This is a genomic window from Kocuria himachalensis (genome assembly GCF_054784195.1).
Genome location: NZ_BAAGPL010000006.1, coordinates 112,959 through 126,238 on the forward strand (window position 1 = coordinate 112,959; position 13,280 = coordinate 126,238).

The 13,280-nt window shown below is 70.3% G+C and carries 11 protein-coding genes; 4 read left to right on the forward strand and 7 right to left on the reverse strand.

The window, feature by feature from the left end:
• Nucleotides 1-21: 21 nt before the first annotated feature.
• Genes ACYVM4_RS04965 through ACYVM4_RS04995 form a run of 7 tightly spaced genes read right to left on the reverse strand, consistent with a single transcriptional unit; the run spans nucleotide 22 to nucleotide 7,337 of the window.
• Nucleotides 22-1,401 carry an NtaA/DmoA family FMN-dependent monooxygenase gene (locus ACYVM4_RS04965; protein WP_460667820.1) on the reverse strand — a complete coding sequence of 460 codons (1,380 nt, stop codon included), beginning with the start codon at nucleotides 1,399-1,401 and terminating at the stop codon, nucleotides 22-24.
• A 9-nt stretch (nucleotides 1,402-1,410) separates the two neighbouring features.
• The gene (locus ACYVM4_RS04970; protein ID WP_460667821.1) at nucleotides 1,411-2,520 is read right to left on the reverse strand and encodes an LLM class flavin-dependent oxidoreductase; all 1,110 of its coding nucleotides are present in this window, start codon (nucleotides 2,518-2,520) and stop codon (nucleotides 1,411-1,413) included.
• Nucleotides 2,517-3,344 (reverse strand): DUF1684 domain-containing protein, encoded by an 828-nt coding sequence (locus tag ACYVM4_RS04975; RefSeq protein WP_368823343.1) that lies wholly within the window; start codon nucleotides 3,342-3,344, stop codon nucleotides 2,517-2,519. The genes ACYVM4_RS04970 and ACYVM4_RS04975 overlap by 4 nt, the downstream gene beginning before the upstream one ends.
• A complete protein-coding gene (locus ACYVM4_RS04980; protein ID WP_368823342.1) occupies nucleotides 3,341-4,492 on the reverse strand; it encodes an LLM class flavin-dependent oxidoreductase in 1,152 nt (383 codons plus the stop codon). The genes ACYVM4_RS04975 and ACYVM4_RS04980 overlap by 4 nt, the downstream gene beginning before the upstream one ends.
• Entirely contained in the window at nucleotides 4,489-5,463 is a 975-nt protein-coding gene (locus ACYVM4_RS04985) for an ABC transporter substrate-binding protein (RefSeq protein WP_460667822.1), read from the reverse strand. Before ACYVM4_RS04985 ends, ACYVM4_RS04980 begins: the two co-directional genes overlap by 4 nt.
• 48 nt (nucleotides 5,464-5,511) lie before the next feature.
• Nucleotides 5,512-6,330, reverse strand: coding sequence for an amino acid ABC transporter ATP-binding protein (locus tag ACYVM4_RS04990; protein WP_368823340.1), 819 nt, complete (start codon nucleotides 6,328-6,330; stop codon nucleotides 5,512-5,514).
• Nucleotides 6,327-7,337, reverse strand: a complete 1,011-nt coding sequence (locus ACYVM4_RS04995) for an amino acid ABC transporter permease (RefSeq protein WP_460667823.1) — start codon at nucleotides 7,335-7,337, stop codon at nucleotides 6,327-6,329. The genes ACYVM4_RS04990 and ACYVM4_RS04995 overlap by 4 nt, the downstream gene beginning before the upstream one ends.
• Before the next feature lie 331 nt (nucleotides 7,338-7,668).
• Here ACYVM4_RS04995 and ACYVM4_RS05000 point away from each other — a divergent pair, with 331 nt between their 5' ends.
• The 4 genes from ACYVM4_RS05000 (at nucleotide 7,669) to ACYVM4_RS05015 (ending at nucleotide 13,104) form a co-directional block, all read left to right on the forward strand.
• Nucleotides 7,669-10,131: a GNAT family N-acetyltransferase gene (locus ACYVM4_RS05000; protein WP_460667824.1), complete on the forward strand. Its 2,463-nt coding sequence runs from the start codon at nucleotides 7,669-7,671 to the stop codon at nucleotides 10,129-10,131.
• A complete protein-coding gene (locus ACYVM4_RS05005; protein WP_460667825.1) occupies nucleotides 10,128-11,102 on the forward strand; it encodes an ABC transporter substrate-binding protein in 975 nt (324 codons plus the stop codon). Before ACYVM4_RS05000 ends, ACYVM4_RS05005 begins: the two co-directional genes overlap by 4 nt.
• Before the next feature lie 35 nt (nucleotides 11,103-11,137).
• A complete protein-coding gene (locus tag ACYVM4_RS05010; protein WP_460667826.1) occupies nucleotides 11,138-12,376 on the forward strand; it encodes an LLM class flavin-dependent oxidoreductase in 1,239 nt (412 codons plus the stop codon).
• A 530-nt stretch (nucleotides 12,377-12,906) separates the two neighbouring features.
• Nucleotides 12,907-13,104, forward strand: coding sequence for a hypothetical protein (locus ACYVM4_RS05015; protein WP_460667827.1), 198 nt, complete (start codon nucleotides 12,907-12,909; stop codon nucleotides 13,102-13,104).
• The last annotated feature ends 176 nt before the right edge of the window (nucleotides 13,105-13,280 follow it).

Sequence of the window (13,280 nt, forward strand, 5' to 3'; positions counted from 1 at the left end):
GGCTCCTGAGCGGCATCCTGGTCAGAGCGTTGCGAGCTCGGACACAGGCGCCGGGGTCCGCAGCCCGAGGTGGTCGCGCAGGGTGGTACCGCGGTACTGCGTGGGGTACACCCCGCGCTCCTGCAGCTCGGGCACCAGGTGGTTCACGATGTCGTCGAGGCCGGTGGGGATCAGCCACGGGGAGATGTTGAACCCGTCCACCGCCCCGGTCCGAGCGTACTCGGCGAGGGTGTCGGCCACGGCCGTGTAGGAGCCGACGAAGCTGCTGTCGAAGCGGGCCGAGCGGGCCGTGACGAACTCACGGATCGACTGGCCCTTCTCCCGCGCCTCGGCGCGCCACTGCTCGGCCAGTTGCCGTGCCTTGATCCCCATGAAGGCGGTGCCCCGGGTGACGTCGGACTCCTCCACCACCGGGTCGATCTCCGGCAGGGGCCCGTCGGGGTCGTAGGCCGACAGGTCGGTGCCCCAGAACTGCTCCAGGTAGGCCATGGCCTGTTGCGGGCCGATCTGCAGGCTGCGCACCCATGCCTTCTTCTCCCGGGCCTCCTGGTCCGTCGCGGCGAGAATGAACTCACTGGCCGGCATGATCTGCACGTCGTTGGCCGGTCGACCGGCTCTGAGGGTGCGCTCGACGATGTCGCGGCGGAACTCCAGGGCGTCGTCGAGCCGAGGATGCCCGGAGAAGATCACGTCCGTCTGACGGGCGGCGAAGTCGCGACCGGCCGGGGAGTCCCCGGCCTGGAACAGCACCGGCCGGTGCTGGGCGCTGGGCGGCAGCCCCGGGACGACGTCGACCTCGTAGTTCGCACCGTGGTGCTCCACGCGCCGGACCGAGCGGGGGCGGGCCCAGGCCGGCGCGTCGGCGGTGGCGGCGATGGCGTTCTCGTCCCAGGAGGACCAGATCCGTTTGGCGGTCTCCACGAAGGCCTCCGCATGGGTGTAGCGGTCGGCGTGGTCGAGGTAGCCGCCGCGGCGGAAGTTGGCCCCGGTCCAGGCGTTGTCGGTGGTGACCACGTTCCAGGCGGCCCGCCCACCGGAGAGCAGGTCGAGGGAGGCCAGACGCCGGGCGAGGTCTGCCGGGTCGTTGTAGGTGGTGTTCTGGGTGGCGACCAGGCCGATGCCCTCGGTCACCGCCGCCAGGGAGGCCAGCATGGTCTGGGCGTCGGGGCGCCCGGCCACGTCCAGTTCGTGGGGGCGGCCCAGGTGCTCGCGCAGGCGCAGACCTTCCCCGAGGAAGAACGCGGCGAACAGGCCGCGCTCGGCCGTCTGGGCGATGCGGCGGAAGGACTCGAAGTCGGTCTGGGATCCGCTCTCGGGCAGCTTCCAGATGGTCCCGGAGTTGACGCCCTGGAAGAACACGCCGAACTGGAGGAGGCCCGACGGGGTGAAGTGATGGCTCATGGGGTCTCCTCAGGCGGGGATCAAGCGGTCGGTGGTGTAGCGGTTGGCGGGCCGGTCCAGGCCCAGCAGGGAACGGAACGTCGTGTCCGCCGGCTGAGTGGCCAGGAGGCGCCGCGCCCGCAGCATCGGCAGCACGGCATGGTGGAGTTCGGGCAGCTCCACGTCCAGGACTGCCGGCAGGATCCGGATGCCGTCGACCACGGTGAACAACTCGGCGGCCCGGTCGACCAGGTCCGCGGCACTGCCGACGAAGCGGGTCCGGTGCGAGGTCCACGCCGTGTGGGCGTCCAACTCCGCCAGCCGGTCCAGCCCCGACCGGCCGCGGGCGTCGAGGACCACCTCGAGCTCGGCGATCACTGCTCTCGCGCCGGCGGCCCGGGCTGCCTCCGCCGTCTCCACCAGCTGGTCCGGGGTGCCAGCGCCGACCAGGACGGCGTCCACCTCCCGGACCGGTACCAGACCCACCGGGGCGATCACCGGCAGCTGGCCCTGCGGTGGCCGCGGAACAGTCGAAGGGCCCTTCACGGTGAAGGTCGCGCCGGCGAAGTCGGCATAGTGGAGCTGGGTGCTGTCCAGGTAGCGTCCGGCGGCCACGTCGCGGATGACGGCGTCGTCCTCCCACGAGTCCCACAGCCGACGGTTGGCCTCCACCACGTCGGAGGCCTCCTGCTGCAGCGCCTCCCCGGTGACCTCGTGGCGTCCAACGGCTGCGCCTTCGGCAGCGGCGCCGGAGGCGGAGATGATCCATCCGGCCCGGCCGTAGGAGACGTGGTCGAGGGTGGCCAGCTGGGTGGCCACGTGGAACGGCTCGGTGAAGACCACGTCGACCACCGGCGCCAGGGCGATCCGCCGGGTGAGCGGGGCCGCGAAGGCGGCCCGTTGGAGGGCGTCGAGGCGGCCGGGCACGTCGGGGCCGATTGCGGGCAGGGGGCCGTCGCTGAAGGTGGCCGCGTGGAAGCCAGCCGCCTCGGCGTCGCGGACCAGCCCGCGGATGCGGTCACCGCTCAGCAGTTCGCCCGGGGTGTGGGACGAAGCCCGCCAGGCGGCCGGGTGGGCCCCGTCGTTGTCCAGGTCCAGGGCGAGGAACCTCTGGGTGCTCGTGTGCTGGGTGGTGCTCACGGGTGCTCCGATCGTTCGAAGGGGGTCTTCTCGCCTGCCTCCACTGCGAAGGGCAGGTGGTTGCCGACCGGGGGCAGGGGGCAGGTGGCCAGGTCGGTGTAGGCGCACGGGAGGTTGACGGCCCGGTTGAAGTCCAGGACGGCGCTGCCGTCGGGCTCGACCTTCACGGTCAAAGACCGGTTGGCCACGTAGGTGCTCCGCCCGGAGGTCTCGTCGGTGAACAGGACCACCAGAGTGCGCGGGTCGGCGCCGTTGAACGCTGTCAGCACGTGCTCACGAGCACCGGTGGTGAAGCGCAGCTGCCCGGGGGCGTCATAGACGTGCTGGAGGCCCTCCACCGCGGCTCCCACGGTAGTGGGGTGCGGTTCCTCGAAGGGCACGAACCGGCCGGGGAGGACGAACTGCTCACTGGGCAAAAAGGCCGGGGTGCCGCGGTAGTTGCTGACCAGCGGGGCGTGGGGGTGCCGCGGGCGCAACAGATGCTGCCCTCCGCGTTTGGCCAGTTCGACGACGGCGCAGCCGTGGTCGAGGAGGACCCCGTCGCGCTCGGCGATGGGGGCGAACACGTGCCGCGTGCCGGTGCCAAGGTTCAGTTCGACGCCGTGCAGCGACAGCCTCTCCTCCGGGGCCAGGACGACGGCGACCTGATCATCGCTCACGCTCCAGGTCCCGGGCACGTGGGCGTAGGTGCGCGGCTGGTCCTCGAGCCAGTGGAGGTCGGTGACGGCCAGGAAGCCGTGGGGATCACCCACGGACTCCTGGTGGGCGGCGCGCCAGTTCCGCCACTGCTCCTCGAAGGCGAGAATCTCGGTCCTGGTGCTCATGCTGTCTCCTGAGGGATCGATGTGGTCACTGTGGCAAGGGACGGAACGGGGACGAGCCCCTCAGTGGCACCCACGCCCCGGGGGCGCCCGGCCCAGGGGTCGTCGTCCTCCCACAGCGTCGTGGGAGCCGCCGCGCGCACGGCCGGGACGACCTCGAGGGCGAAGCGCTCAAGGATCTCCAGCTGTTTCTCGAACGGCAGGGTCGTCGGCAGCGAGAAGGCCTGCAGGTCGTGGCCGTAGGCCTGGTGGTAGGAGAGGACCTTGTCGATCACCTGCTCCGGGCTGCCCACCAGGGAGGGACCCTCGGCGATGGCGTGGTCGATGTCCCGGAAGGGGGAGTTGTTGCCGGGGACGTTGCGGGCCCGGGTCAGGCCCTCGTAGACCGGTCCGAACTGCTTGCGGGCCTCCTGGGTGGTGTCGGCGAGGAAGATCCCACCCGCCCCTGCCCCGGCGCCCACGTACTGGTGGGCGGGGTCGTGGCCGTGGGCGGCGTACTGCCGGCGGTAGTGCTCGATCAGCACCTGGTAGTTCTGGCGGGGTTGGACGGCGTTGGCGCTGAACAACGGGTCGCCCCAGCGGGCGGCCAGTTCCACGGAGGTCACGGACGTGGCCGACCCGTGCCACACGCGCGGGGTCCCGGCGTACGGGCGGGGCAGCGTCGTGGTCTCCTCCAGGGGTGGACGGAACCGGCCGGACCAGCTCACCCTCTCACCGGCCCACAGCCGCCGCAGCAACGCGTACTTCTCGGCGAGCATCTCCCATTGGTCGGCCAGGTCCAGGCCGAACAGCGGGTACTGGGCCACTTCGTTGCCCTTGCCGATGCCCACCTCCAGCCGTCCCCGGCTGAGCTGGTCGACCGTGGCGTAGTCCTCGGCGACCCGCACGGGGTCCAGGACGGACAGGACCGTGACACCGGTGTGGAGACGGATGGTGGTGGTGCGCACGGCGACGGCGGCCAGGATTGTGGCCGGGGAGGAGGAGAGGAACTCCCCGGTGTGGCGCTCCCCCACCGAGAAGCTGTCAATTCCCAGTTCCTCGGCGCGCACCGCCGTCTCCACCACCTGGTGCAGCCGCTCGGCCGGGGAGACGAGCTCTCCCGTCACCGGGTTTCGCTGGTGGGGGACGATGTCCAGAACCTGGAATTTCACGCGGTGTCCCCGGTGATGAGTTCGGAGGCCGGTACGGCTTCCTCCTGCAGGCCCCAGCGCTGCAGGACCTGGGCGTAGCTGCCGTCCTCGATGGTCGCGTTGATCGCATCGGTAAGGACCGGGGCCAGCCCGTTGTCCTTCAGCGTGGTGGCCGCCACGAGGGTTTCGGAGGGCCACCCGGCGTTGATCTTGCCGACGACCTTCAGGTCCTCCCTGGTGTTCTCGCGATAGACCGCGGTCGGGTAGGGGCCGATGGCCAGGTCCAGGCGCCCGGAGGACAGGGCGAGGATGGTGTCGGCGTCGTTGGCGTAGTACTGCAGGGACGCCGGTTCCTTCCCGTCCTGTTCCAGCTGCTGGTTCCAGGCCAGCAGGATTTTCTCCTGGTTGGTGCCCGAGCCCACGGAGACGGTCTTCCCGGAGATGTCCTCGGCGTCCTCGACCGCCAGCTCGGAGTCGGCCTGGGCCTCGAAGCCCATGTAGGCGGCGCGGTAGGAGGCGAAGTCGAACAGCTGCAGGCGTTCGTCGTTGACCCCGACGTTGGAGAACACGACCTCGTAGTCCCCGGAGCGGGTCTTCAGCGGCCAGTTCTCCCACGAGGTCACCTGGATGTCCAGTTCCAGGCCAAGCTTGTCGGCCACGAGCTGGGCCAGGTCGATCTCCGAGCCGATCACGGTCCGGTCGTCGTCGGCGTGGAAGGTCAGCGGAATGGAGCCGGCGGTGGTGGCCACGGTGAGCTTGCCGTCGTCGCTGATCTGCTCGGGGACCGAGACGGCCAGGTCCGGGTCCTCTTCGGCGCGGATGCGGTCCTGTTCCGGGGCGGTGTTGTAGGACACCGTTCCGGAGGCTCCCGCCTCCGGAACGCTGGTCTCCGAGGGCCCGGACGCGCCGGCGTCCGGATCGGAGCACGCGGTGAGTCCCAGCAGCAGGGATGCGGTGAGGGCGGGCAGGGCGCGGGCGGCTGAGGGCTTCACGGGCGGGTTCCTTCGGATGGGCGAGGATCGGTGGGCGGGAGTGGTCGTTCAGAGGTGGTGGCCGGGGTCGATGACCTTGGAGAGGAAGGACCGGGTCCTCTCCTCCTTCGGGGCGCCGAACAGCTCGTGGGGCGGCGCGGCTTCGACGATCACGCCGTCGTCCATGAACACCACCGTGTCGGCAACGTCCCGGGCGAAGCCCATCTCGTGGGTGACGACGATCAGGGTGGCGCCGGAGTCGGCGAGGTCCCGGATGACGTCGAGGACCTCGTTGACGAGCTCGGGGTCCAGGGCCGAGGTCGGCTCGTCGAAGAGCAGGATCTTGGGGTTCAGCGCCAGAGCACGGGCGATGGCCACCCGTTGCTGCTGACCCCCGGAGAGCTGGCGGGGATAGGCCTCCGCGCGATCGGCCAGCCCGACCCGGGCCAGCAGATCACGGGCCTGCTCCTCCACCTCTTGCTTCCGGCGCTTCTGTGCCCGCAGCGGGGCCTCCATGATGTTGGCCAGCGCGCTCAGGTGCGGGAAGAGGTTGAAGCTCTGAAAGACCATGCCGACCTCGGTGCGCTGCTGCAGGATCGACTTCTCCCGTCGCTCGTGCAGTCGGCTCCCCCGCACCTCGTATCCGACGGGTTCCCCGTCGATGCTGATGAAACCACCGTCGATGGGTTCCAGGTGGTTGATGGTGCGCAGCAGGGTGGACTTCCCGGACCCGGACGGACCGAGGATCGCGGTCACCTCCCCGGGCCTGACCGTGAGCGAGACGCCCTTGAGCACCTCGGTGGGCCCGAAGCTCTTGCGCACCCCGATGATCTCGACGAGTCCGCGGGTGGGCGGGACGGTGGTTGGCGGGGCGGTGGTGGAGCTCATCGGCGGGCCTCCGTGGGGGTGCGGGTGGCGAGGAAGCGCTTGGCCTTCTGCCAGGGGGTGAGCGGGAGGGTGCGCACGGCGCCCTTGGCGTAGTGGCGTTCGACGTAGTACTGGACGACGCTCAGGACGGAGGTGATGACCACGTACCAGAGGGTGGCCACCAGCAGCAGGGGCAACACTTGCTGGGTGCGGTTGTAGATGACCTGCACGGTGTAGAACAGCTCCGAGTAGGCCAGCACGTAGACCACGGAGGTGCCCTTGACCAGGCCGATGATCTCGTTGAAGGCCGTGGGCAGGATCGCCCGCATGGCCTGCGGCAGCACGATGCGGGCCGAGCGGTCCCAGGCGGGGATGCCCAGGGCGGCGGCTGCTTCCACCTGGCCCTGGTCCACGGAGAGGATTCCCCCGCGGATGATCTCGGCCGAGTAGGCGGCCTGGTGCAGCCCCAGGCCCAGGATCGCCGCGGCGAACTGGCTCATCAGCGTGGTGGTCTCCCCCTCGAAGAACCGCACGTCCGTGAAGGGGATGCCCAGCGAGATGTTCTCGTAGAGGTAGCCCAGGTTGTACCAGAGCAGCAGCTGCACCAGCAGCGGGGTGGAGCGGAAGATCCAGGAGAAGGTCCAGGACACCGAGCTCAGCAGCGGGGACTTGGACAGGCGCATGAGGGCGAGCACAAAGCCCAGCAGGAAGCCCAGGGCCCCGGCGATGGCGGTGAGCTTGAGTGTCTCGACCAGACCCCGGAGCACGGACTCGGCGGTGAACCACTGCGCGACCACACCCCACTCCCACCGGGGATTGGTGATCAACGACCAGGTCACGGCTGCCAGCACGAGGGCGACGACGGCGGTGCCGACCCAGCGCCACGGGTGGCGGGCGGGCACGATCTCGTACTCGTCGTAGCGGGCCGGCGGGGGCCCGCCCGGCCCGCTCGGAGCCGGGGGCGGGGTGCCCGGCGCAGCGACACCTACCCAGGTCCCGGATGGCCTGATCGCGGTGGAAGAGCCCACGTCCGATCACCTTCTTTCACATCGAGTCGTGCCGCACACCGACGGTGCAGCGGATCCAGCGGGGGGCAGATCCACCCACCGACGCCAGCCACACTAGGGCGGGAGGAACATTCCGAGAACTGTCAAGTCGCACAGGGACGTCGGGCGTTATGTGAAGTCCTCATTTCGTCACGTGCGCCGTCTTTCCGGCCTCAGCAGGCTTTTTGTGACATCGCTTGACCCGCCATGACCACCCCCGGACCGCCCTCCGATCAGGGTCGTACGCTGTCGTCCACCTCCCCCGGCGGGAGGTTCCACCCCAGAACACCGGATCAGCAGAAGGAGGACGCGCATGGTCGAGCACGCCCCCGTCGTCGTCTTCATCGGCGGCGGCCCGCGCACCACAGGACTGCTCGAGCGGCTGGCCGCCAACCGCCCGGAGCTGCTCGAGCGGCCGCTCGATGTGCACGTGATCGAGCCCTACGAGCCCGGGTCCGGGCGGATCTGGCGTTTCGACCAGTCCCCGCTGCTGCTGCTCAACTCCATGGCCCGGGACATCACGATGTTCACCGACGACTCCGTGGACTGCTCCGGCCCGGCAGCGGACGGCCCCTCCCTGGTGGAGTGGGCCGCCGGGGTGCTCGACGGGAGCATTCCGGACGTCCCGGTGCGCTCGGCCGAGATCCGGCGCCAGCTGGAGGAGCTGACCCCCGGGACGTTCCCGACGCGGCAGCTGCACAGCCACTACCTCGAGTGGTTCTTCCGCCGTGCGGTCACCGCCCTCGGGCCGGAGGTGACGGTGCAGGTGCACCAGGACACCGCGGTGTCCGTCGACCAGGACCCGTCCGGCACCTACCGGGTCCGGCTGGCCGGGCGTCGTGTGCTGACCGCCGACGTCCTGGTCTGCTCCCTTGGGCACACCGACGCCGCGCCCGGGGACCGGGAACGCCGCTTCGCCTCTTTCGCCGATCGTCACGGCGGCTTCTACGCACCCCCGTCCTACACCCAGGACGTGGACTACTCCGCGCTCCGCCCCGGCGAGGACGTGCTCGTCTCCGGAATGGGGTTGGCGTTCGTGGACCTGATGGTCCTGCTGATGGAGGGCCGCGGCGGACGGTTCACCTCCGAGGGGTCCCGGCTCGTCTATCGCCCCTCCGGCCAAGAACCTGTTCTGTGGGTCGGATCCCGGCGCGGGGTGCCCTACCACTCCAAGACCACCTCCGTCCTGCGCGGGACGGATCCCGGCTCCCTCCAGTTCCTCACTCACGACACGGTTCAGCAGCTGCTCGAGGACCACGACCGGTTGCGCTTCTTCGACCACCTCTGGCCCCTGGTGCTCAAAGAGTGCGGGCACGGCTGGTACCGGGAGATCCTGACCGGTCACCCCGAGCGGGCCACCATGAACTGGCAGGACTTCCGGGTCCGGTACGCGTCCCTGGACTGGTTCAGCCCTGAGCGGGAGGACCTGGTGCGGGAGGCCGTCCCGGATCCCGGGCTGCACCTGGACCTGGACCGCCTCGACACTCCTTTCGCGGGACGGCTCTTCGCCGATCACCAGGACATGCAACAGGCGCTGGTCGGCCACCTCCACGACGACCTCGCGGCCCGCACCAGCCCCGACCGCTCCGAGACCCTGGCGCTGTTCCTGTCCCTGCTGCGGGTCTACACGGAGATCGGGCGCCTGGTGCCCACCCACCGGCTCGACGACGCCTCCCGCCGCCTGCTGGCGGGGTGGTGGCACGGCTTCTTCAGCTTCGTCGACTCCGGCCCACCACCGCACCGTCTCCAGGAGCTGCTGGCCCTCCATCGGGCCGGGTTCGTGCAGTTCCTCGGCCCGCAAATGTGGATCGACACCGACGAGGGCGCCGGCCGCTTCCGCGCCGGCTCCGCCCAGAGCCCGGTGGTCGTCACGGCCCGCGCACTGATCGAGGCCCGCCTCCCCGCCCCGGCCGTGGCCGGGTCCGCCAACCCGCTGCTCACCGATCTGGCCGCGACCGGCACCGGCGCCGAGCAGTCGCTGGCCGTCAACGGGCAGCGCACACCGACCGGCAAGCTGCTGATCACCTCCGACCACCGCCTGGTCGCAGCGGACGGGCAGCCCCACCCCCGGCTCTTCGCGGTCGGTCCCGGGACCTCGGACTGGACCAGCGGAGCCTTCGCCCGTCCCCGCACCAACGCCGCCGTCTTCCGGGACAACGACGCGGTGGCCCGTTCCGTCCTGGACGAAGCCGCCCACCCCAGCCGCCCCCATCGCCCACGGGAGCCCGGCGGTGGCCGGTCCGGGGGGAACCGAGTGGAGAAGCTCTACCTGCCGCTGAGCGATCCTCGGGTCCGTCCCCTGCTGGACGAGCTGGCCCACGAATACTCCTCCCGATACGGGAATCAGTTCGGAGACCCGTCGGTGGAGATGAACCGGTACCCGGCCGAGGACTTTGCAGAACCCGACGGTGCGCTGCTGATTGTCCGGGAGAACGGCATCTCGGTCGCCGGCGGTGCGTTCCGCCGCTGGGACGCCACCACCGCCGAGCTCAAGAGGATCTGGACGCACTCCCGCCACCGCCGCCGTGGTCTGGCCCGGATCGTGCTGGCCGAGCTCGAACGGGAAGCCGCCCGCCGCGGCTACACCCGCCTCCACCTCACCACCGGTCCGCGTCAGCCGGAGGCCCGGTCCCTCTACCTCGCCACCGGCTACACCCCGCTGTTCGACCTGACCGCCGACCCGGGGCAGCTCCAGCTCCTGGCCTTCGGCAAAGACCTCGCCCGCCCCACCACCGTCCCGTCCGTTCCTCACGAAAGTGCAGCCACCGCCCCATGACCACGACTGCCACCCGTTCCCTCGCCCTCGCCACCACCACCGCCCTGCTGGGTCTGGCCGGTTGCTCGGACCCAGCCGCCGAGGCCGAAGTGGCAACCGCGCCCTCTGCTGCAGCCTCGGGCAGCTCCGCGTTCAACCTCTCCCCCGATCAGGACCGGATCAGCTCCGAGGTCTCCGCCGAGGCCGCAGCGCTGGTGCCCGAGGAGGTGAAAGTGGACGGGAAGCTCACCGTGGCCACCTCGGCCTACGTCCCGCCGCTGAGCGCCTTCGCCACCGACAACACCACGCTGATCGGCAACGAACCCGACATCGCCTCCGCCCTGGCCGACGCCCTCGGCCTGGAACTGGAACTGGTGAACTCGGCCTGGGCTGACTGGCCCCTCGGGCTGGAGTCGGGCAAGTACGAAGCGGTGATCTCCAACGTCACAGTGACCGAAGAGCGGAAAGAGAAGTTCGACTTCGCGACCTACCGCAACGACGAGCTCGGCTTCTACGCCGCCGCCGACAGCGACATCACCGAGATCGAAGAGGCCGCCGATGTCGCCGGGCGCAGCGTCATCGTCGGCTCCGGCACCAACCAGGAAGCCATCCTCCTCGCCTGGGACCGGAAGAACCAGGAGAACGGATTGGAGCCGGTGGACTTCCAGTACTACGACGACGACTCCGCCTCCTCCTTGGCCCTGCAGACCGGCCGGGCCGATCTGACCTTCGGCCCCAACGCCACCGGCGCCTACAAGGCCGCCACCACCGGGGACACGAAGCTAGTAGGACTGGTCAACGGCGGCTGGCCACTGAAAGCCCAGATCGCGGTGACGACCCAACGAGGTGACGGCCTGGCCGAAGCCGCCCGGGCAGGGATCAACCACCTCATCGACAACGGCGCCTACGCCGGGATCCTCGGGCGCTGGGGCCTGGACGAGGAGGCCGTGGAGACCTCGGAGCTGAATCCCGCCGGTCTACCCGAGCAGTAGCCCCACCACCTCGACCATCCACTGAGAGGACCCTGATGCCTGTCGAGTTCCTCGGCATGGGAGCCGGCAACGACTCCACCGAGACCACCCCGGCGACCACCGCGTTTTTCGATCCCGCCTATGCGGTGGAGATCGCCCGGGCCCACGAGGACAACGGCTGGGACCACCTGCTGTTCGCCTACAACACCACTCTGCAGGACCCGATCGTGCAGGCGGCATGGGTGGCCGCGCACACCGGACGGATCCAGCTGCGGATCGCCCACCGCCCCAACGTCTCCCACCCCACCTACGCCGCGCGGTCCTTCCTCACCCTGGATCACCTCGCCGGCGGCCGGGTCACCGTGCACTTCATCACCGGCGGCAGCCAGGCCGACCAGGCCAGAGAAGGGGACCGGCTGCCCAAGGACGAGCGCTACCGCCGCACCCGGGAGTACATCCAGGTGGTGCGCCGGATCTGGGAGACCGGTGGACCCTTCGACTGGCACGGGGAGTTCTACGAGTTCGAGGACTTCTCCACCGGCCTGCGCCCGGTGGCCGGGCGGCGCCCCGGGATCTCCTTCGGCGGCTCCTCCGAGGCCGCCTGGCAGGTCGGGGCCGCCGTGGCTGACATCTACGCCCTCTTCGGCGAGCCCCTGGACGACGCCGCGGCGCAGCAGCAGCAGATCCTCGATCGGGCCGCCGCCCTGGGTCGCAGCGCGCCCCTGCGGTGGCAGATCGCTTTCCGGCCCATCATCGCCCCCACCGACGAGCAGGCCTGGGAGAAAGCCCATCAGATTCTGGGCCGGCTCACCGCCCGCCGCGACGGCGGAGAAGTCATCGACCCGCTGCGCCATCACAGCCGCCCGCCCGAGGCCGCCGGCACCCGCAGGCTGCTCGAGGCCGCATCCCGTGGCGACCACCACGACCGGGCGCTGTGGACCGCCCTGGCCACGGCTGCCGGCGGTGGGGGCGGCAGCGCCACCGCCCTGGTCGGCTCCTACGACACCGTCACCCAGGCCCTGCTGGACTACACCGACCTGGGCTTCGAGATCTTCGGGCTGCGCGGCTACGACCTGGTCGCCGACGCCCGCGAGTTCGGGCAACACGTCATCCCCCAGGTCAGAGCCGAAGTCGCACGCCGCGAAGCCGGCAGCACCCCCGACCAGCTCCGGGCCGAGCACGCCACCGACCGGAGACAACGCCGCGGACCCACCACCTCCGCACCCGCGAGCCGGGACGCGACGCTCACCGAGCAGAACGCGGGCGGGAGCGGGAAACCACCGCCCAGGCCCTGAGCACCCATGCCGGACTGTGCTCCTGGCCGAGCAGCTCCGCACCGGCGGTGACACCGGAGACCAAGAAGGGTGTTGACCGGGGACAGTCGGTCCTGGGATGGGGAACGAGCCAAGCGGATCCGGAGATGTTCGACCGCAGCACCTGTGGACACTCGACCCGTGAACATGGCCTCACGCCCAGCTCGGCCGACCGCAGATGCCGGCGGTTGCCCATGAGCCACGAGGGAACCCCGTTGCCTCAACGATGGCTAGGTGAACAACGGCCCACCCGGGCCTTGCAACTGAAATCTGGTCCAATGGCTCCCCCAAGATTTCCGCCGCTAACCAGGCCTCACAGAAAGCGGTGTGCTCTTTTTCATGGCGAGCCGCACACACGAGGGGCTGCCGGCACAGTGGCGCCGCTACCTTTGCCCCTCCCGGCCAGGCCGCGGCCCAGATGCAGCACCGCGACCTGGACTCAGGTCCCCCTCCGATCTTCCAAGGCCTGATTCGGGGCCGGGGAGCGATTCCGAGCCCAGGACCGGTTCGGGGTGAAGCTGGCTGCCGGCGAGCTGGTGCCGTGCACCGACGACGAGCACGCCCCGCACCAGGCGGTCGTGCCGGTGCGCTGCGAGGCCGACAGCTACGCACCCGGGGCGTTACTGGCCCGTGCGGAGGTGGAGTTCGTCGGACAAACCGACGGGAGGTTCGGCCCGATGTCCTGGGGCAGACCCGGGACACGGCTCTGAGGACCGGGACTTCGACACGGCGCTGCAGGTGAGCCGCCGCGCACGGACAAGAGCATGAGCTCCCTCGCTCCCACCACCGCATCCGTGCTGTCAGGGCGTGCGGTGCCCGGCGAGGATCCGGCGGCGGGTGAGGCCGGCGCCACGGGTCACGAGGCGTTCGAGGGGTCCTTGTCCGA

What these genes read in the sequence shown, in the direction of transcription:
- ACYVM4_RS05000 (WP_460667824.1), top strand. Translation starts at nt 7,669, where the DNA reads ATGGTCGAGCACGCCCCCGTCGTCGTCTTCATCGGCGGCGGCCCGCGC.
- ACYVM4_RS05010 (WP_460667826.1), top strand. Translation starts at nt 11,138, where the DNA reads ATGCCTGTCGAGTTCCTCGGCATGGGAGCCGGCAACGACTCCACCGAG.
- ACYVM4_RS05005 (WP_460667825.1), top strand. Translation starts at nt 10,128, where the DNA reads ATGACCACGACTGCCACCCGTTCCCTCGCCCTCGCCACCACCACCGCC.
- ACYVM4_RS04965 (WP_460667820.1), bottom strand. Translation starts at nt 1,401, where the DNA reads ATGAGCCATCACTTCACCCCGTCGGGCCTCCTCCAGTTCGGCGTGTTC.
- ACYVM4_RS04975 (WP_368823343.1), bottom strand. Translation starts at nt 3,344, where the DNA reads ATGAGCACCAGGACCGAGATTCTCGCCTTCGAGGAGCAGTGGCGGAAC.
- ACYVM4_RS04990 (WP_368823340.1), bottom strand. Translation starts at nt 6,330, where the DNA reads ATGAGCTCCACCACCGCCCCGCCAACCACCGTCCCGCCCACCCGCGGA.